Source organism: Streptomyces sp. NPDC027663, assembly GCF_055566415.1.
On record NZ_JBVHSK010000008.1, the window covers coordinates 22386 to 41225 of the forward strand.

The window sequence follows — 18840 nt, forward strand, 5'->3', positions numbered from 1 at the left end:
GAGCGGGACGCGCCCGGCCCCGTCGCGCCCGACACCCTTACAACTCGGGCGCGCTCACACCCGTACGAGTGAGGGCGTCGACCACGGCGTCCACCACGGCCTCCACGTCGGGCACCCACGGCGAGGCCGAGCCGGGCAGCGGGGCACGCTCCCAGCGCACGGCGCCCTGACCGGTCTCGGACGGGGGCAGGGCGAGGTAGCCGCCCTCGCCGTGGAAGCGCAGCGAGCCGGGGACGAAGTCCTTGGCGTAGAGCAGTTCGCCGAGCTGCTCCATGGAGTAGGGCTTCACGAGCAGCGCCCAGCGGCTCGGCGAGGCGATCACCGGGCCGAGCCGCATGCCGCGCCGGTCGAGCAGGGCGAGGGCGCGGGCGGCGGCCGGCGCCGGCAGGCTGACCGCGCAGGGTGCCGTGCCGCCGGTGGCGAGGACGATCGGCGCACCGGGCCGGTTGGTCCACCACCAGCGCACCATGCGCGGGTCGGTGGTGGCCGCGAGCAGACCGGGGTCGAAGGGGTGGGCACCGGGCACCGTGCACTCCGGGTCGGGGCAGGCGCAGCGGGCCCGCCCCTGCGGGTCCGGGGCCACACCCGGGAGTACCGGCCACTGCCATTCCGCCGCGAAGGTCAGGGCCGCGCTGATCAGCTCAGGCCTCCCGTCGTTCCGCCTGGACAGGAGCCTGCGTCGCCTTCCGAGGATCTCGCGCATGAGCGCTCGTTCCTTTCCGTTGCACCGCTGGCAACACCGTGGACCACATCACACCATGTGTCGATCACTTCACTGTGCGTACCTATTGGCGCATCACGCCCCCGCGCACGGCATGGGGAACCCCAGGGGGTCGAGCGTTGGCCGCGTCCGCGTCCGTAGTGCGTCTATCAAAAGCACGGTTGCGGCGTGGGGTGGCGAAGTCTGGCGTTTTGCCGTCGCGCGTATTTCTCTCCGCCTCCGCCACGGGAGGATGGGGCTCGGCCGTCGGTGGCTATGACGCCCGGGTCCGTCGCCAGGTTCCGGGCGGTCCCCAACCACCCCTGGCCTTCTCCGAGTACGTACCCATCACGACCGCTGTGACGCTCCGTGGAGCAGGGCCAGTCGACCGCAATGAACCGCTACCTAAGGCAGTTTTGAGCCAACTTTCCAGTAACACAAGGGCTTACGGCGAAAACCCGCGCCCGCCTCATGGACACCAGGAATCCCCGCAGGACAATGCTGGACATCCCCTCACGAGTGCGTGTACATGTGGAGACACTGCTAGCGGCGCAGAATGACATGGGGGTTTGCGATGCTTCTGAGCAATACGCACCGGTCTGAAGGCCGGACGCCATGAACGCCCCGCACCCTCCGAAAGTGGCTGGAATCGATCCAGCGGTTCCCACTCCCGCACACACTGTCGCGCCCGCCCCTCCCGCCCCCGGCGCCGGTCCCGCCCCGGACAGCGCCCCGGTCCCCGCCCCTGACGCCCCCGCTCCCGGCACCCTCCTCCAGGACCGGCTGGCCGGCTGGGTCTCGGACCTCACGACGCTCCACGAGCTCACCGAGCGCCTCTCCCGCACCAGCGCCCTGGGCCCCGCCCTGCAGGAGCTGCTGCGTGCCGGAGCCGCCCTCGTCGGCGCCCGCCGCGGGATGGTCGTCCTGGAGCCCGGCGACGGACTCGGTCCGCGCACCACCCTCGGCCTCGGACTCGGCCACGCCGATCTCGGACACATGGAGACCGTGCCGCCCGGCGCCCTGCCGTACGACACGGGCGGCACCGCCGAGATCGTCCACCCCGACCTGTTCGCCGAGCACGACCTCGACCCCCGGCACCGCGAGGTGGCCGCCCGCCTCGGCTACGCCGCCAGCTACGCGATCCCGCTCGCCTCCGACTCCGCCGGCCGCCTCGGCGCCGCCGTCTGGTTCTACGACGAACCGGCCGAACCACACGAGCGCCGGCGCCATCTCACCCGCCTCTACGCCCGGCACGCCGGCGAGCACCTCGCCCGGCTGGTGGAGGTGGAGCGCACGCGCGCGTGCATGGCGACCATCACCGAGGAACTGCTGCCCTCGCGGCTGCCCCGCGTGGCCGGCGTGCAGATCGCCGCCCGGCACCGCACCGGTCCGCACGGCGGCGGCGACTGGTACGACGCGCTGCCGCTGCCGGACGCCGCCCTCGGCCTCTGCGTCGGCTCGGTCACCGGCTCCGGCCCCAGCGCGGTCGCCGCCATGGGCCGGCTGCGCGCCTCCCTGCGCGCCTACGCCGTGATGGAGGGCGAGGACCCGGTCGCCGTCCTGTCGGACCTGGAGCTGCTGCTCCGGCTGACCGAGCCCGCACGCTCGGCCACCGCCCTGTTCGCCTACTGCGAGCCCGCCCTGCGCAAGGTCACCCTGGCCGGTGCCGGGCACAGCCCGCCGCTGCTGATCGGCGAGCGGCGCACCGAGTTCGCCGAGACCTCCGTCTCCGCCCCGCTCGGCATGCTCGCCTGCTGGGAGGCGCCGAGCGTGGAGATCCAGGCGGAGGCCGGGGAGACGGTGCTGCTCTACACCGACGGGCTGCTGCACCGTACGGGCGACCCGATGGACCGCGCCTTCGCCCGGCTGCACGCGGCCGCCGCCGGCGTCCCGCGCGCGGCGCGCCACGACCCGGGCGCCGTCGCCGACCACGTCCTGCGCACCGTCCTGCCGGACGGCCCGGACGTGGGGGCGCCTCCCGGTCGAGCGCACGCGGGAGCGGGGGACGCCGGCGAGGAGGACGTGGTCCTGCTGGCGGCCCGCTTCGACTGAGACCTGCGCCGCGGCGGCTGGCATGACCGGGCATAGCAGGTCATCCGGCCCCCGCCCGTTCCCGGTGCGACCGTACGATGATGGAGGTCCCCGCTCGGCCACAAGCAGGAGCGTCGCGGGCCCCGGGGGAGATCACAAGGCGTATCGAGGAGGATCACGTGTCCGACGAGCTCAACCCGGCCGTGCCCGATTCCGCTACCGCGGAGGGCCCGGAGACCGAGTCCGAGGAGACCGTCAAGCAGCGGAAGAACGGCCTGTACCCGGGTGTCTCCGACGAGCTGGCCGAGAACATGAGGTCCGGCTGGGCCGACACGGAGCTGCGTGACCTGAAGCCGGTCGAGCAGGCCGGGCACACCGCGCGCCGCCGTGCCGCGCTCTCCGCCCGCTTCCCGGGCGAGCGGCTGGTCGTCCCCGCGGGCAACCTCAAGACGCGCTCGAACGACACCGAGTACCCCTTCCGCGCGTCCGTCGAGTACGCCTACCTCACCGGCAACCAGACCGAGGACGGCGTCCTGGTCCTGGAGCCCACCGAGGACGGGCACAAGGAGACGATCTACCTCCTGCCGCGCTCCGACCGCGAGAACGGCGAGTTCTGGCTCTCCGGCCAGGGCGAGCTGTGGGTCGGCCGCCGCCACTCCCTCACCGAGTCCGAGGCGCTGTACGGCATCCCGGCCGCCGACGTGCGCGAGCTGGCCGGCAAGCTGCGCGAGGCCACCGGCCCGGTGCGCGTGGTCCGCGGCTACGACGCGGGCATCGAGGCGGCCCTGACCGACAAGGTCACCGCCGAGCGCGACGAGGAGCTGCGCGTCTTCCTCTCCGAGGCCCGCCTGGTCAAGGACGATTTCGAGATCGGCGAGCTGCAGAAGGCCGTCGACTCGACGGTCCGCGGCTTCGAGGACGTCGTGAAGGTCCTCGACAAGGCCGAGGCGACCTCCGAGCGCTACATCGAGGGCACGTTCTTCCTCCGCGCGCGCGTGGAGGGCAACGACATCGGCTACGGCTCCATCTGCGCGGCCGGCCCGCACGCCTGCACCCTGCACTGGGTCCGCAACGACGGCCCCGTCCGCTCCGGCGACCTGCTCCTGCTCGACGCCGGTGTGGAGACGCACACGCTGTACACCGCGGACGTCACGCGCACGCTGCCGGTCAACGGCACGTACAGCGAGATCCAGAAGAAGATCTACGACGCCGTGTACGAGGCCCAGGAGGCCGGCATCGAGGCCGTCAAGCCGGGCGCCAAGTACCGCGACTTCCACGACGCCGCGCAGCGCGTGCTCGCCGAGAAGCTCGTCGAGTGGGGCCTGGTCGAGGGGCCGGTCGAGCGGGTCCTGGAGCTGGGCCTGCAGCGCCGCTGGACCCTGCACGGCACCGGACACATGCTCGGCATGGACGTCCACGACTGCGCCGCCGCGCGCACCGAGACGTACGTGGAGGGCGTCCTGGAGCCGGGAATGGTGCTGACGGTCGAGCCGGGCCTGTACTTCCAGGCCGACGACCTGACCGTGCCGGAGGAGTACCGGGGCATCGGCGTCCGGATCGAGGACGACATCCTGGTCACGGAGGACGGCAACCGGAACCTGAGCGCTGGGCTGCCTCGGCGCTCGGACGAGGTCGAGGCGTGGATGGCCTCCTTGAAGGGCTGACCTGAGTTTCGATGGCCGGGTACCGGGAAGGTGCCCGGCCATTCGTCCACGGGGCGGGCCGTGGCCGGTCCCGCCCACGCGGCGGAGCCGCACATCGGCACGGCGCCGCGCCCCTTCGGGGGTGCGGCGCACTCACGGGGGTGCGGCGCACTCACGGGGGTGGAAACGTGGACGACTTCTGGTCAGGTGTGGGTGTCGACCTGCATCTCGAGCCCGACGCGGCGGACGGGCGCCGCACCGGGCTCGAACGCGCCCTCAGGGATGCCGTACGGGACGGGCGGCTCGCTCCCGGTACCCGGCTGCCGGCCACCCGGCGGCTCGCGGCCGAACTCGGCATCGCACGCGGCACCGCGAAGGCGGCGTACGACCAGCTCGTCGCCGAGGGCTATCTGACGGCCCGGCAGGGCTCCGGCACCCGGGTCGCCGAACTGCCGGCCGTCCAGGCGGAGGAGCCGGAAACGTCCGCACACGCGCGTGCGCCGCGTTTCGATCTGCGCCCCGGCAGCCCGGACGTGGGCGCGTTCCCCGCCGCGGCCTGGCTGCGCGCCGTACGCCGCGCCATGGCCACGGCCCCCTCGCCGGCGTACGACTACGGCGACCCGCGCGGCCGGATCGAACTGCGCACCGCGCTCTCCGGCTACCTCGGCCGGGCACGCGGCGTGCTGGCGCCGCCGGAGCGGATCGTCGTCACCTCCGGGTACGTCCAGGGTCTCGCGCTGCTCACGCGCGTGCTGGACGGTGCCGCCGTCGCCATGGAGGACCCGGGGCTGCCCTTCCACCGGGAGGTGGTGCGGCACAACGGCGGCACGGTGCTGCCGGTACCGGTCGACGCGCGCGGGGCACGGCCCGAGGAGCTGGGGGAGGCGGCGGCCGTGGTGGTCACACCGGCCCACCAGTACCCGACCGGGGTGACCCTGCACCCCGAGCGGCGGCGGGCGCTCACCGACTGGGCACGCGCGCGGGGCGGTCTGATCGTCGAGGACGACTACGACGGCGAGTTCCGCTACGACCGGCAGCCGGTCGGCGCCCTGCAGGGCATGGCTCCCGGCCAGGTGGTCTATCTCGGCACCGCCTCCAAGACGCTCGGGCCCGCGCTACGGCTCGGCTGGATGGTGCTGCCGCCGCACCTGGCCGACGCGGTCGCCGAGGCCAAGCTGTACAGCGACCACCACACCGAGACGATCGGCCAGCTCGCGCTCGCCGAGCTGATCGACAGCCATGCCTACGACCGGCACGTACGGGCGTGCCGGCTGCGCTACCGGCGGCGCCGCGACCAGCTGCTGGCCCGGCTGGGCGCGCGCCGGAGCGTGCGCGGGATCGCGGCCGGGCTGCATGCGCTGATCGACGTGCCGGACGAGTCCGCGGTGCTCGCCCGCGCGGAGGCGGAGGGCCTGGCCCTCGGTGCCCTCGGCCCCCACTGGCACACCCCGGGCACCGACCGGCCCCAGGGCCTCGTCGTCGGCTACGGAACGCCCCGGGAGCGGGCCTACCCGGAGGCGCTGGAGGTACTGGCGAAGGTGCTGGAGGCACGCGGCTGAGCCGGCCGCACGAGACGCTCCCTCATCCGGCCGGATCCTCGTCGTGCAGGATCCGCTGGAAGAGCCGGCAGTCCCGCCAGGCGCCGTCGATGTGCAGGTACTTCGCGGCCTCGCCGATCTGTTCGAACCCGCACTTGCGCAGCACGCGCTGTGATCCGGTGTTGTCGACCAGGGTGGACGCCTCGATCCGGTGCAGCCCTGCCGCGTCCCGCCCGATCGTGCACATCCGCGCCACGGCGGCGCCGGCCAGGCCGCGGTTCTGCTGGTCGGCGGCGACCCAGTAGCCGAGGTGGGAGCTGCAGAAGGGGCCCCGGACGATGCCCGTCAGGGTGATGGTGCCGATGATCCGGCCGTCCGTCGCCTGCAGCACGCAGGGCACCGCCGTCCCCGCCGTGAACTGGCTCAGCAGCCCGGTGATCCGCGTCCGCTGCCCCTCGACGGTGAAGAAGGAATCCGGCCGCCGCGGCTCCCACGGTGCGAGATGCCCGCGGTTCGCGGTGTAGGCCACGGCCAGTGCTTCGGCGTCCGAGCGCCCGAGGAGCCGCAGCATCACCCCGGCCGCTATGTCCCCGCTCTCGATCTGCATGCGCTCACTATGCCGTCCGCACGAACGTGTCACGCCGTGAGCAGGGAAGGATCCTTCTTCCACTTGAGGATCTTGTCGAAGCTGACCACCGTCCCGGTCCGGCCCGGCTTGGCCCCGATGTGGACGTGGTCGGCGAGTTCCCGGATCAGGCAGAGGCCGCGGCCGTGCTCGGCGTCCGGGCGGGCGGGCCGCAGCTCCTGGGTGCGGGCGAAGCCCGGTCCGGAATCGGCCACCTCGATACGGCACTTCTCGCCGTCGAGGTACGCGGTCACCCGGTACGCCTCCGAGGTGCCGGGCCCGGTGTTCCCCCCGTGCTCCACGGCGTTCGCGCAGGCCTCGCTCAGGGCGACCGACAGGTCGTACGAGATCTCGGGGTCGACGCCCGCCGTCTCCATGGTGCCGATCAGCAGCCGCCGGGCGAGCGGCACGCTCGCGGCCTCGCGCCGCAGATGGAGTGACCACCAGATGCTCATGCTCCAGCCTCCTGGCTGCGGCTCGACATACCGTTACCTATTGCCGCCCGTAGGCGGACGTAAGCACTCCGTTGACGTGACTCCGCCCATACGGCCGATGCGCCGGGGGAGGAATCGGTGTATGAGGGATGGCTCAGGCGACCTGACGCGGGCGGCGGGCAGGAGCAGTGCGATGATGAGGCCGCCATGACTGCCCCCCACCCGCGCACGGCGCGTCCCGGAGCCGGACTCCGGATCCTGCGGGCCGCGGTGTTCGCCGCGGTCTGCGTCGCGCTGGCCGCGTGCGGGCACGCCCTGGCCTCCTGCACGGGCGTGCCGTGGTGGGCGCTCGGCGCGGGCTTCGTCGGCTCCCTGCTGCTCGTGGCACCGCTCGCCGGGCGGGCCCGCTCGATGCCGGGCATCGCCGCGCTCCTCGCCCTCGGCCAGACCGCGCTGCACACGGTGTTCGGGCTGGGCCAGCAGGCCGCGATGGCCTCCGGCGGGACGTCGATGCCGATGGGAGCGTCCGACGGCGGGGCGCTGAGTGGCAGTGCGCTGGTCGAGCGGGCCACCCGGCTCGTGTGCGGTTCGACGCCGGCGTCCCTCACCCCGGGGCACGCCTTCCGGCTGCTGCTCGACGCGCGCCTCATCGACCGCTCGGGCCGGCCGACGGCCGCGCTGGGCACTCTGGAGCACGCGCACGACGCCACCGGCGCCTCGGCCGGCCTGCTGCCCTCGGTGCCGATGCTGCTCGGGCATGTGCTCGCGGCCGTCGCCGCCGGCTGGCTGCTGCGCCGCGGGGACCTGGCCGTGCTGCGGCTGATCGAGCTGTCGGCGCACGGAGTCACGGAGGGGGCGCTCGTACGGTCCCTGCGCGCGGCGCTCGCGCTGACGCGCGCCCTGTGCGCCGGACTGCTCCCCGCCGCCGGACCCGGCCCGCGTTCCCGGCACACCGACCGGGACGAGACACCCGCCCCGCGCACCGCCGTACTCCAGCACACGGTGATCCGGCGCGGCCCGCCCGCCGCCGCCTTCCTTCTCGCCGCCTGAGGCGACCACCGCTCCACGGACCCGGTGGGCCGCCGACGTGCGGCACACGCGCGTGCGCGTTTTTCCGCGGTACGGCCAACACGCCGGCACCCCGCGCGCGTATCCCTCTTCACCACCGGATCTCACTCAGAGTGGAGCTTCCTTCCATGAAGGCTTCTCGCATCGCCGCCGCCGCTGCCGTCGCGGGCTCGGCCGTCCTCGTCCTGTCCGCCCCCGCCTTCGCGCACGTCAGCGTGCAGCCCGAGGGCTCGGCGGCCAAGGGCGGCTACGCGGTCGTCGACTTCAAGGTCCCCAACGAGCGCGACAACGCCTCCACCACCAAGATCGAGGTGAACCTCCCGGCGGACCATCCGATCGCCTCCGTGATGCCGCAGCCGGTCCCCGGCTGGAAGGTCGCGGTCACCAAGTCCAAGCTCGACAAGCCGCTGACGATGCACGGCGAGAAGATCGACGAGGCCGTCACCAAGGTCACCTGGACCGCCGACGGCAAGGGCATCGAGCCCGGCTACTTCCAGAAGTTCCCGCTCTCCCTCGGCGCCCTGCCCGAGGACACCGACCAGCTGGTCTTCAAGGCGATCCAGACGTACTCCAACAAGGAGGTAGTGCGCTGGATCGAGGTGCCGCAGGAGGGCCAGGAGGAGCCGGAGAACCCGGCCCCGGTGCTGGAGCTGTCGGCCGCGACCGGCGACCACCACGGCTCCGCGGGCGCCGAGGACGCCGATGACGCCGACGAGAAGTCCGGCAAGACCGAGAAGGCCGCCGCCGCGGACTCCGGCTCCGACGGCGGCAGTGACACCACCGCGCGCGTGCTCGGCGTGGTCGGCATCGTCGTCGGTGCCGCGGGCGTGGCCTACGGCGTCCTGGCGGGCCGCCGCCGGGCCGCCTGAGCCCTTCCTTCCGCAGCGCGTACCGGGCGTCGTGGGACGCTTCGCACGACCCCGGTGCGCGCCGGATTTCACACATCTGGGACATTTTTCTATGCGTAAGAAGACGTTCGCCGCGGCCGTGCTGCTCGCCGCCGCCACCCTGACCCTGTCCGCCTGCGGCAACGGGGACGACGGCGATGCGCCCGTCGCCGTGGTCTCCGGAGGGTCCGACGCCGGCAAGGCCGCCACCGTCCTCGACCAGCCGTTCACCAAGCCGGACCTGGTCCTCACCGACACGCACGGCAAGAAGTACGACCTCCGCAAGGAGACCGAAGGCCACCCGACCCTCGTCTACTTCGGCTACACGCACTGCCCCGACATCTGTCCGACGACGATGAGCAACATCGCCGTCGCGAAGAAGGCGCTGCCCAAGGCCCAGCAGGACGACCTGCGGGTCGTGTTCGTCACCACCGACCCCGGCCGCGACACCCCCGCCGAGCTGGGCAAGTGGCTCAAGGGCATCGACCCCGGGTTCATCGGCCTGACCGGCGACTTCAGCACGGTCCAGGCCGGCGCCCGGGCGCTCCACATCGCCGTGGAGCCGACGACGAAGGACAAGAACGGCAAGCTCGTCTCGATGCACGGCACCCAGGTCGTCGCCTTCTCCCCGAAGACGAACGCGGGTTACGTGCTCTACGGCGAGAGGGCCACGGTCGACGACTACACCAAGGACCTGCCCAAGCTCGTCGAGGGAGCCAAGCCGTGAGGCGGTGTGCCGCCCTGAGCGCGGGCGCGCTGGCCGGCGCCCTGGCCCTCACCGGGTGCTCCGGTTCCGGTTCCGGGTCCGCGTCCGGCAAGGCCGAGCTGTCCGTCAACTCCCCCTACATGCCCCAGCCGGTCTCCGCCGACATGGCGGCCGGCTTCCTCACGATCGACAACAAGGGCGGGGCCGGGGACGAGCTGACCTCGGTCAGCAGTGACGTCGCCGGGCAGGTCACCATGCACAGCACGGTCGGCGGGTCCATGGCGGAGAAGTCCTCCTTCGCCATACCGGCCCACGGCCGGCTCGTGTTCCGAAGCGGTGGCAACCATCTGATGTTCGAGGAACTGAAGCGCGCGCCGAAGCAGGGCCAGAAGGTCACCGTGAAGCTGACGTTCGCCAAGTCCGGGCCCGTCACCGTCGAGATGCCGGTGGAGTCCGCGACGTACCACCCGTCGACCGGACACTGAGGGAGGGACCACCGTGACCCGGACCATCACCCCCCGCCTGCGGACCCTGGTGCTGCTGTTCCTGGCCGTCACCGGCGCACTGCTGGCCGGCGCCGGACCGGCCTCCGCGCACGCGGCACTGACCGGCAGCGACCCCGCACAGGGGGTGGTGGCCGACAAGGCGCCCACCCAGGTGTCGCTCACCTTCTCCGAGAAGGTGGCGATGAACGACGACTCCCTGCGCGTCCTCGACCCCAAGGGCAAGCCGGTCCAGACGGGCGGCCCCGCCAACGTGAGCGGCACGACGTACGCCGTGAAACTCAAGAGCGGCCTGGCCAAGGGCACCTACACGGTCACCTACCAGGTCGTCTCGGCGGACAGCCATCCCGTCGCCGGCGCCTACACCTTCTCCGTCGGAGCGCCCTCGCAGACCGTCGTCACCGGCGCCGGACCGGAGGCGGGCGGCGGAGTCGTGGGCGGGCTCTACGGGTTCGGGCGGTACGTGTCGTACGCCGGCTTCATCGTGCTCGCGGGCGGTGCGACCTTCGTGCTCGCCTGCTGGCAGCGCGGCGCCGGGGTCAGGGCCCTGCAGCGGCTGGTCGTCGGCGGCTGGGTCGCGCTGACCGCGGCCACGCTGTGGCTGCTGCTCCTGCGCGGCTCCTACACCACCTCGGGCAAGCTCGCCGACGTCCTCGACCTCGATCTGCTCGGCCAGGTGCTGCAGACCAAGACCGGTGCCGCGCTGGTCTCCCGGCTGCTACTGCTCGCCGCCGCCGCGCTGTTCGTCGCCGTCCTCTTCGGCGCCTGGACCCGGCGCGCGCAGGGCCCGGAGAAGCGCGACCTCACCTTCGGGCTCGCCGTCGGCGGGGTGGTCGTCGCGGCCGGACTCGCGAGCAGCTGGGCCATGGCCGAGCACGCCTCCACCGGGCTCCAGCCGGGCCTCGCCATGCCGGTCGACGTGGTCCATCTGCTGGCCGTCGCCGCCTGGCTGGGCGGCCTGACCGCCCTGCTGGTCGCCCTGTACCGGGCGCCCGCCGACACCCCGCTCGAGGCCGCCGCCGTCCGCCGTTTCTCCCGGGCGGCCTTCGGCGCCGTCCTCGCGCTCGTCGCCACCGGCGTCTACCAGTCCTGGCGGCAGCTGGGCTCCTGGTCGGCGTTCACCGAGACCCGCTACGGGCAGCTGCTGCTGGCCAAGATCGGGCTGGTGTCGGTGCTGGTCGGCATCGCGGCGGTCTCCCGGCGGTGGACGGCCCGGCTCACGGATCCGGTCGCTCGCGGCGGGAAGGCCAGGAAGAACCAGAAGAGCCGGCTGGGGCAGAGCGACCAGAAGGCCCAGAAGGAGCAGGTCCCCGCGTCGAGGACGGCCGGTAAGGGCACCGCCGGCGGTACGGCGGCCGGAAAGGCTGCCGGTGACGGTACGGCGTCCGTTGAGGGGGCCGGAGACGACACGGCGGCCGGAAAGGGTACCGGTGACCGTACGGCGGCCGGAGGCGGCAAGACGGCCGGCAGTGGCAAGGCGGCCGGCGGTGGCAAGGGCGCCGGCGACGGTGACTCCCGGCGGGCCGCCCAGCTCGCCCGGCAGCGTGCGGCCGTCGACGCCGCCCGGAGAAAACGGCTGCGGGACGCCGACCCGAACCGCTTCGGCCTGCGCCGCTCGGTGCTCGCCGAGGCCGGCGTCGCCGTCGTGCTGCTCGCCGTCACCACCGCGCTGACCCAGACCGAGCCGGGCCGCACCGAGCAGGAGGCCAAGGCGGCCACCTCATCCTCGTCCGGTTCCGGCACCTCGTCCGCGTCCGGCGCGCTCACCCTGGACATGCCCTTCGACACCGGCGGCACCGACGGCAAGGGCGTCGTCAGTATCGACCTCGACCCCGCGCGTGTGGGGGGCAACGAGATGCACGTATACGTCCAGCGGCCCAACGGCCGGGCCTTCGACGTCCCGGAGGTGAAGGTCTCCTTCACCCTCGAAGCGAAGAAGATCGGTCCGCTCCCCGTGAACCCCGACCACATCACCACCGGCCACTGGTCGGCGAACGCGGTGCAGATCCCCATGGCCGGCGACTGGAAGATCGCCGTTTCGGTCCGCACCTCCGACATCGACCAGGTGACCGTCTCCAAGAACGCGCAGATCGGCTGAACCACACCATGCCCGACCAGTCCATTCCTCAGGCCCGTACGCCCGACGCCCCGGTGGCGGAGCCCGTGCCCGGGGCGCAGGGCATCTCCCGGCGGGCTCTGCTGGGTACCGCCGGTGCCACCGGCCTCGCGCTCGGCGCGGCCGGCGGGGCCGTGGGCTACGCGGCCGCGCCCGCCCGGGCCACCGCGCTGTCCTCGGTCGGAGCCGACCGGGTGATGTTTCACGGGAAACATCAGCCCGGCATCACCGAGGGCCTGCAGGCGCGCGGCCACCTCGTCGCCTTCGACCTGGCGGCGGGCGCGGGCCGCAAGGAGGCGGCGGCCCTGCTGCGCCGCTGGTCGGCGACGGCCGAGCGGCTGATGGCGGGCGAGGCCGCCCCGCACGACGACACCGATGTGGCCCGGGACGCGGGACCGTCCTCGCTGACCGTCACCTTCGGCTTCGGACACAGCTTCTTCGGCAGGACCGGCCTGGAGAAGCAGCGGCCCGGCGCCCTCGATCCGCTGCCGGACTTCTCCTCCGACCGGCTCGACAAGGCCCGCAGCGACGGCGATCTGTGGGTGCAGATCGGCGCGAACGACGCCCTGGTCGCCTTCCACGCCCTGCGCGCCATCCAGAAGGACGCGGGCTCGGCCGCGCGGGTGCGCTGGCAGATGAACGGCTTCAACCGCAGCCCGGGCGCCACCGCCCACCCCATGACGGCCCGCAACCTCATGGGCCAGATCGACGGCACACGCAACCCGAAGCCGGCCGACGCCGACTTCGACCAGCGGATCTTCGTGCCCGCGGCGGGCGAGCCCGCCTGGATGGCGAACGGCTCCTACGCGGTCGTACGCCGGATCCGCATGCTCCTGGACGACTGGGAGAAGCTGTCGACCTCCGCCCAGGAGCAGGTCATCGGGCGCCGCAAGGCCGACGGGGCACCGCTGTCCGGCGGCGACGAGACGACCCCGATGGACCTGGACAAGGCCGACGCCCAGGGCGGGTACGCCGTCCCGCTGAATGCGCACGCCCGGATCACCCGGCCCGACCGCAACGGCGGAGCGGCCATGCTGCGGCGCCCCTTCTCCTTCCACGACGGCATCGACGCGGACGGCACCCCCGACGCCGGCCTGCTCTTCATCTGCTGGCAGGCGGATCCGCTGCGCGGCTTCGTGCCGGTGCAGCGCAAGCTCGACCGGGGCGACGCGCTGTCGAAGTTCATCCGACACGAGTCCAGCGGACTGTTCGCGGTGCCGGGCGGCGCGGCGAAGGGCGAATACGTGGGACAGCGGCTGCTGGAGGGCTGAACGGGGTTCAAACCACACGGTCGAGTGGCATTCCTGAGACGCAGACGACGGGTCCCTCCGCGGCCATTAGGGTGAGGGACATGCCAGCGAGCTATGCCTATCTCGGCCCGGAGGGCACCTTCACCGAGGTCGCCCTGCGCACGCTTCCGGAGGCGGCCACGCGGGAGCTGATCCCGTACGTGTCGGTGCAGTCCGCGCTGGACGCGGTGCGGGCCGGCGAGGCCGAAGCCGCGTTCGTGCCGATCGAGAACTCCGTCGAGGGCGGCATCACCACCACCCTGGACGAGCTGGTCGCGGGTGAACCGCTGATGATCTACCGCGAGGTGCTGCTGTCCATCACCTTCGCGCTGCTGGTCCGCCCCGGCACGAAGCTCACGGACATCAAGACCGTCTCCGCCCACCCCGCGGCCCAGCCGCAGGTGCGCAACTGGCTGCGCACGAACCTCCCGGACGTCACCTGGGAGTCCGCCGCCTCCAACGCGGACGCCGCCCGTCTGGTCCAGGAGGGCCGTTACGACGCCGCCTTCGCGGGCGAGTTCGCCGCCGCCCGGTACGGTCTCCAGGCCCTGGAGACCGGGATCCACGACGCGGAGAACGCTCAGACCCGGTTCGTGCTGGTCGGCCGTCCGGCCCGGCCCGCCGCGCCCACCGGTGCCGACAAGACCTCGGTGGTGCTGTGGCAACGGGACGACCACCCCGGCGCCCTGCGCGATCTGCTCGGCGAGTTCGCCTCGCGCGGCATCAACCTCATGTTGTTGCAGTCCCGGCCGACCGGCGCCGGTATCGGGAATTACTGCTTCTGCATCGACGCCGAGGGGCACATCGCCGACCGGCGGATGGCGGAGGCGCTGACGGGACTGAAGCGGATCTGTCTCCAGGTGCGCTTTCTCGGTTCGTATCCGCGCGCGGGCATCGTGCCGGGAGACGCCCGGCCGACGCTGCCGGGAACCTCGGACGGAGAGTTCATGGCGGCGGCAGACTGGGTGACGCGCTGCCAGGACGGCCGGTTCTGACCGGTCGTACCTGCATACGAACGTTATCCACAGAAGTTATCCACAGGCGCTCTTCTCGACCTGGGGACAAGTCGACAGTGGGGCGTCATCTGGTCGACAAATCGCCCTACAGCCCTCAGGAGGGGCCGTCGGAGCGCGGGTCACCCTTCGTCCATCCGTTTCCTTTGGTTCATCTTTTGGGGCGACCGTTTTCCACCCGAAAGTGGGTGTCGACGGGCTTTGACCCGGGAATTCTTTCGTCGGCGCGAGCTTTCCGGAGTGATCAATTCCGACATCCACAGCTCTTCCACACAGCCTGTGGATAACTTTTGGGAGGGTGTGGATCTCTGTGGACAACCGGGCCGCCAAATCCCTTCCCCCCCAAGGGAATCCGGTCAACCAGGCGCCCGGGACCTGCCCCGTCCCAGGGAGTGAGACACTTTTCCTTGACACGCTCGGCAATTACCGCATAACGGACCGTAAGCCGCGAATCCGAACACCCGGGAATAGGGATTCGTGAGCGGCGACCCCGCACCGGTAGCCTTGGCCACGTGATTGACCTTCGCCTGCTCCGTGAGGACCCCGACCGTGTGCGCGCGTCCCAGCGCGCCCGTGGAGAGGACGTCGCGCTCGTCGACTCCCTCCTGTCTGCCGACGAGCGGCGCAGGTCCTCCGGCGTCCGCTTCGACGAGCTGCGTGCCGAGCAGAAGCAGCTCGGCAAGCTGATCCCCAAGGCCACCGCTGACGAGAAGGCCGAGCTGCTGGGGCGTGCCGAGCAGCTGAAGGCCGACGTCAAGGCCGCCGACGCGGAGCGCGACGCGGCCGACGCCGAGACCCAGGAACTGCTCCTCCGGCTCGGCAACCTCGTCCACCCCGACGTGCCCGTCGGCGGCGAGGAGGACTTCACCACGCTGGAGACGCACGGCACGATCCGCGACTTCGGCGCCGAGGGCTTCGAGCCCAGGGACCACCTGGAGCTGGGCCAGATCCTCGGCGCGATCGACGTCGAGCGCGGCGCCAAGGTCTCCGGTTCCCGCTTCTACTTCCTCACCGGTGTCGGCGCCCTGCTGGAGCTGGCCCTGGTGAACGCGGCGATGGCGCAGGCCACCGCGGCCGGCTTCACGCCGATGCTCACCCCGGCGCTGGTCCGCCCGCAGTCCATGGCGGGCACCGGCTTCCTCGGCCAGGCCGCCCAGGACGTCTACCACCTCGACAAGGACGACCTGTATCTGGTCGGCACCTCCGAGGTCCCGCTGGCCGCCTACCACATGGACGAGATCCTCGACGCCGACAAACTGCCGCTGCGCTACGCGGGCTTCTCGCCCTGCTTCCGCCGCGAGGCCGGCTCGCACGGCAAGGACACGCGGGGCATCTTCCGCGTGCACCAGTTCGACAAGGTCGAGATGTTCTCGTACGTCGCTCCCGGGGACTCCCAGGCCGAGCACCAGCGCCTGCTGGAGTGGGAGAAGCAGTGGCTGACCTCGCTGGAGCTGCCGTTCCGCGTCATCGACGTCGCCTCCGGTGACCTCGGCGCCTCGGCCGCCCGCAAGTTCGACTGCGAGGCGTGGATCCCGACCCAGGGCAAGTACCGCGAGCTGACCTCCACCTCGGACTGCACCGAGTTCCAGTCCCGCCGGCTGTCCATCCGGGTCCGCGACGGCAAGCAGGTCAAGCCGCTGGCCACCCTCAACGGCACGCTGTGCGCCGTACCGCGCACGATCGTGGCGATCCTGGAGAACCACCAGCAGGCCGACGGCTCCGTCCGGGTCCCCGAGGTGCTGCGCCCGTACCTGGGCGGCCGAGAGGTCCTGGAGCCGGTCGCCAAGTGACCGGTCTCCCCTACCGGCTGATCGCCACCGACCTCGACGGAACGCTGCTGCGCTCCGACGAGTCGGTCTCGCAGCGCACCCGTGACGCGCTCGCCGCGGCCACCGCGGCGGGCGCGGCCCACATCGTCGTCACCGGCCGCGCGGTCCCCTGGACCCGGCACATCCTGGACGACCTCGGCTACGACGGCCTCGCCGTCTGCGGTCAGGGCGCCCAGGTGTACGACGCCGGCGCGCACCGCCTGCTGACCTCGGTCACCCTGGACCGGCAGCTGGCGGGCGTGGCCCTGGCCAAGATCGAGGCCGAGGTGGGTCCGCTGTACCTGGCGGCCGGCCGGGACGGACTCGACGGCGAGGTACTGGTGGGCCCGGGTTACGCGGTCACGGGCACGCTGCCCGCCACCCCGTTCACGGACGCGGCCGACCTGTGGAGCGCCCCGCTGAACAAGATCTACATTCAGCATCCGACGCTGAGCGACGACGAGCTGGCGGACGCCGCCCGGCAGGCGGCGGGGGGCTTCGTCACGGTGGTGCTGGCGGGCGCGGGCATCGTGGAACTCCTCCCGCTCGGCCTGTCCAAGGCCACGGGCCTGTCCCTGGCGGCCCGCCGCCTGGGCCTGAAGGCCGCCGACACGATCGCCTTCGGTGACATGCCCAACGACATCCCGATGTTCGCCTGGGCCTCCCACGGCGTGGCCATGGCCAACGCCCACGAGGAACTGAAGGCGGTGGCCGACGAGGTCACGTCCTCCCACGAGGAGGACGGCATCGCGGTGGTCCTGGAGCGGTTGCTGGGCTGACGGCGGCCCTCGGACGATGGCCGGACCGACGGCGGCGGCCCTCCGGGCGAAGGCCGGTCCGACGGGCCCTGGGCGGCTGCAGGGCTGGGCGCCGCGGTGGTCGGAGCGATTGCTACATTCGGCAGCCATGCGATCACGAGAGTACGACCTCGACTTCCGCGACCGCTCCGCCCGGATACGTGCCTGGGGCATCGGCCTGCTGGCCGTGGCGGGGCTGCTGTGGACCTGGGTCGCCGTACTGCTGCTCACGCCGTACGAGGTGGAGCGCGAGCCGGGCGACCAGTACCCCGACAAGTGCGAGTCCCGCCTGTTCACGGACCGCGGCACCGCCAACGAGGGCCTCTACGAGGGCGACTACTGCGCCGACGAACGCGACTGGCCGGAAGCCCTGGTCATCCTGGGCCTGTCCGTCCCGGTCTCCCTCGCCGGCGCCGTCCTCTTCACCACGGGCTCGGTGAACCGCACGATGAGCGCCCACGCGGAGGCGATGCGAGAGCTGGACAAGATCGCGGACGCGCGGGGCGCCTGACTGCGGCCCGAGGCCGCCTGGCAACGTCGTGCGGAGGATGCACGGATCGAACGTGCGCGGGCCTTTCGGACCCGACCACGGTTTAGCAAACCGGTGCCTTACCACTCGGCCAATCCTCCGGGTGGGCGGCCCACGCGAGAGCGACATCGCGTGCTCGAAGCGGCCGCCCCGGGCAGCTCCCCGTGCGGGGCGGGCCTCACGGAGGGGTAGCGATCACCCCGGAGCCCCCCCGCCGGCTGCCCTGTCGGGAGCTGGGCGTACTGCCGTGCATGGACATCGCCCACCTCCACTCCCTGTGCATGGCGCCGGGACACTCCCGGCGGACGGGGCACAACCACTCTGCCCCGCCGCCGAGTTGGCCGCCACCGAATAAAGGTCCGAACGGCAGGGCCACTGCTGGTGCCGGCGCCGCTTCCTCCGCCGGGGGCGGAGCGGGGAGCGTCGGCGGCCTACTCCTCGCCCGCCAGCGTCAGCGCCCGCAGCTTCTGGCCGGCGAACCAGGTGGCGAGCACGGTGACCGCCACCAGCAGCACGGTGGCTGTCGTCAGGCCCACCTCCGAGGTGACCAGGTCGCCGCCGGCGAGCTTGTGGGCGACGGCCAGCGACCACTGCTGGACGCTCAGCGTGCGGGCGCCGGGCACCAGGGAGCCGAACAGCGCCTCCCAGACCAGGGCGTAGACGAGCCCGAAGACGACCGCATGCCGGGAGACCGTCCCCAGCAGCAGGAACAGCGCCGAGTAGGCGATGGAGGAGACCAGCGCGGCGACCGTGTAGGCGACGGCGATCTGCTGGCCGTTGCCGTTCAGGATCAGGCCCGCGATCAGCGTGGGCACCGCCGAGAAGACCATGGTCACGGCGATGGCGACGATGAGCTTGGTGAAGATGATCGTGGGCCGCTTGATCGGCTTGGACAGCAGGTAGACGACGGAGCCGTCGTCGATCTCCGGGCCGATCGCGCCCGTACCGGCGATGACACCGATGATCGGCACCATCGTGGCCAGCGCGAAGCCGCCCAGGACGTCGGCGGCCGTCTGGTCGTCGGCTCCGGTCAGGCCGCGCACGGCCACGGAGATCACGATCAGCAGCAGCGGCAACGCGCCGAGAATGAGGGCCCGGCGGCGGCCGAGCAGGGCCCGGTAGGTGAGCCGGGCGACGGTGGGGTCGTACATCT

17 protein-coding genes and 1 tRNA gene are annotated in these 18840 nt (G+C 72.3%); 13 read left to right on the forward strand and 5 right to left on the reverse strand.

Annotated elements, in window-relative coordinates:
* Window positions 1–37: 37 nt before the first annotated feature.
* A complete protein-coding gene (locus ACZ4SF_RS21820; protein WP_468386878.1) occupies window positions 38–703 on the reverse strand; it encodes a bifunctional DNA primase/polymerase in 666 nt (221 codons plus the stop codon).
* A gap of 612 nt (window positions 704–1315) precedes the next feature.
* Between ACZ4SF_RS21820 and ACZ4SF_RS21825 the strand changes: the two genes are divergently transcribed.
* From ACZ4SF_RS21825 to pdxR, 3 genes are all read left to right on the forward strand, one after another.
* Window positions 1316–2752 carry a PP2C family protein-serine/threonine phosphatase gene (locus ACZ4SF_RS21825; protein WP_468386880.1) on the forward strand — a complete coding sequence of 479 codons (1437 nt, stop codon included), beginning with the start codon at window positions 1316–1318 and terminating at the stop codon, window positions 2750–2752.
* 158 nt (window positions 2753–2910) lie between these two features.
* Window positions 2911–4395 carry an aminopeptidase P family protein gene (locus tag ACZ4SF_RS21830; RefSeq protein WP_468386883.1) on the forward strand — a complete coding sequence of 495 codons (1485 nt, stop codon included), beginning with the start codon at window positions 2911–2913 and terminating at the stop codon, window positions 4393–4395.
* Window positions 4396–4562: 167 nt separating this feature from the next.
* Entirely contained in the window at window positions 4563–5933 is a 1371-nt protein-coding gene (pdxR, locus tag ACZ4SF_RS21835; RefSeq protein WP_468386886.1) for a MocR-like pyridoxine biosynthesis transcription factor PdxR, read from the forward strand.
* 22 nt (window positions 5934–5955) lie between these two features.
* On the opposite strand, the gene ACZ4SF_RS21840 is transcribed toward pdxR, so the two are convergent.
* Entirely contained in the window at window positions 5956–6519 is a 564-nt protein-coding gene (locus ACZ4SF_RS21840; RefSeq protein ID WP_468386888.1) for a GNAT family N-acetyltransferase, read from the reverse strand.
* 29 nt (window positions 6520–6548) lie between these two features.
* The gene (locus tag ACZ4SF_RS21845; protein WP_468386891.1) at window positions 6549–6992 is read right to left on the reverse strand and encodes an ATP-binding protein; all 444 of its coding nucleotides are present in this window, start codon (window positions 6990–6992) and stop codon (window positions 6549–6551) included.
* Between the two features lie 186 nt (window positions 6993–7178).
* Here ACZ4SF_RS21845 and ACZ4SF_RS21850 point away from each other — a divergent pair, with 186 nt between their 5' ends.
* The 10 genes from ACZ4SF_RS21850 to ACZ4SF_RS21895 all read left to right on the forward strand — a co-directional run bounded on the left by ACZ4SF_RS21850 (window position 7179) and on the right by ACZ4SF_RS21895 (window position 17669).
* Window positions 7179–8021 (forward strand): hypothetical protein, encoded by an 843-nt coding sequence (locus ACZ4SF_RS21850; protein ID WP_468386893.1) that lies wholly within the window; start codon window positions 7179–7181, stop codon window positions 8019–8021.
* 146 nt (window positions 8022–8167) lie between these two features.
* Complete coding sequence (locus tag ACZ4SF_RS21855; RefSeq protein ID WP_468386895.1) at window positions 8168–8908, forward strand: YcnI family copper-binding membrane protein; 741 nt, start codon at window positions 8168–8170, stop codon at window positions 8906–8908.
* 91 nt (window positions 8909–8999) lie between these two features.
* Window positions 9000–9653 carry an SCO family protein gene (locus ACZ4SF_RS21860; RefSeq protein WP_468386898.1) on the forward strand — a complete coding sequence of 218 codons (654 nt, stop codon included), beginning with the start codon at window positions 9000–9002 and terminating at the stop codon, window positions 9651–9653.
* Complete coding sequence (locus ACZ4SF_RS21865; RefSeq protein ID WP_468386901.1) at window positions 9650–10117, forward strand: copper chaperone PCu(A)C; 468 nt, start codon at window positions 9650–9652, stop codon at window positions 10115–10117. Before ACZ4SF_RS21860 ends, ACZ4SF_RS21865 begins: the two co-directional genes overlap by 4 nt.
* Before the next feature lie 13 nt (window positions 10118–10130).
* A complete protein-coding gene (locus ACZ4SF_RS21870) occupies window positions 10131–12233 on the forward strand; it encodes a copper resistance CopC/CopD family protein (RefSeq protein WP_468386904.1) in 2103 nt (700 codons plus the stop codon).
* Window positions 12234–12241: 8 nt separating this feature from the next.
* Window positions 12242–13522, forward strand: a complete 1281-nt coding sequence (gene efeB, locus ACZ4SF_RS21875) for an iron uptake transporter deferrochelatase/peroxidase subunit (RefSeq protein WP_468386906.1) — start codon at window positions 12242–12244, stop codon at window positions 13520–13522.
* 80 nt (window positions 13523–13602) lie between these two features.
* The gene (gene pheA / locus ACZ4SF_RS21880; RefSeq protein WP_468386909.1) at window positions 13603–14535 is read left to right on the forward strand and encodes a prephenate dehydratase; all 933 of its coding nucleotides are present in this window, start codon (window positions 13603–13605) and stop codon (window positions 14533–14535) included.
* Between the two features lie 530 nt (window positions 14536–15065).
* The gene (serS, locus tag ACZ4SF_RS21885; RefSeq protein WP_468386912.1) at window positions 15066–16343 is read left to right on the forward strand and encodes a serine--tRNA ligase; all 1278 of its coding nucleotides are present in this window, start codon (window positions 15066–15068) and stop codon (window positions 16341–16343) included.
* Window positions 16340–17140: an HAD family hydrolase gene (locus tag ACZ4SF_RS21890; protein WP_468386915.1), complete on the forward strand. Its 801-nt coding sequence runs from the start codon at window positions 16340–16342 to the stop codon at window positions 17138–17140. The genes serS and ACZ4SF_RS21890 overlap by 4 nt, the downstream gene beginning before the upstream one ends.
* Before the next feature lie 127 nt (window positions 17141–17267).
* Window positions 17268–17669 (forward strand): hypothetical protein, encoded by a 402-nt coding sequence (locus ACZ4SF_RS21895; protein WP_468386918.1) that lies wholly within the window; start codon window positions 17268–17270, stop codon window positions 17667–17669.
* A 31-nt stretch (window positions 17670–17700) separates the two neighbouring features.
* Here the strand turns inward: ACZ4SF_RS21895 and ACZ4SF_RS21900 are convergent.
* Window positions 17701–17788, reverse strand: a tRNA-Ser gene (locus tag ACZ4SF_RS21900).
* 330 nt (window positions 17789–18118) lie between these two features.
* Entirely contained in the window at window positions 18119–18838 is a 720-nt protein-coding gene (locus ACZ4SF_RS21905; RefSeq protein WP_468386920.1) for an ABC transporter permease subunit, read from the reverse strand.
* Between the last annotated feature and the right edge of the window lie 2 nt (window positions 18839–18840).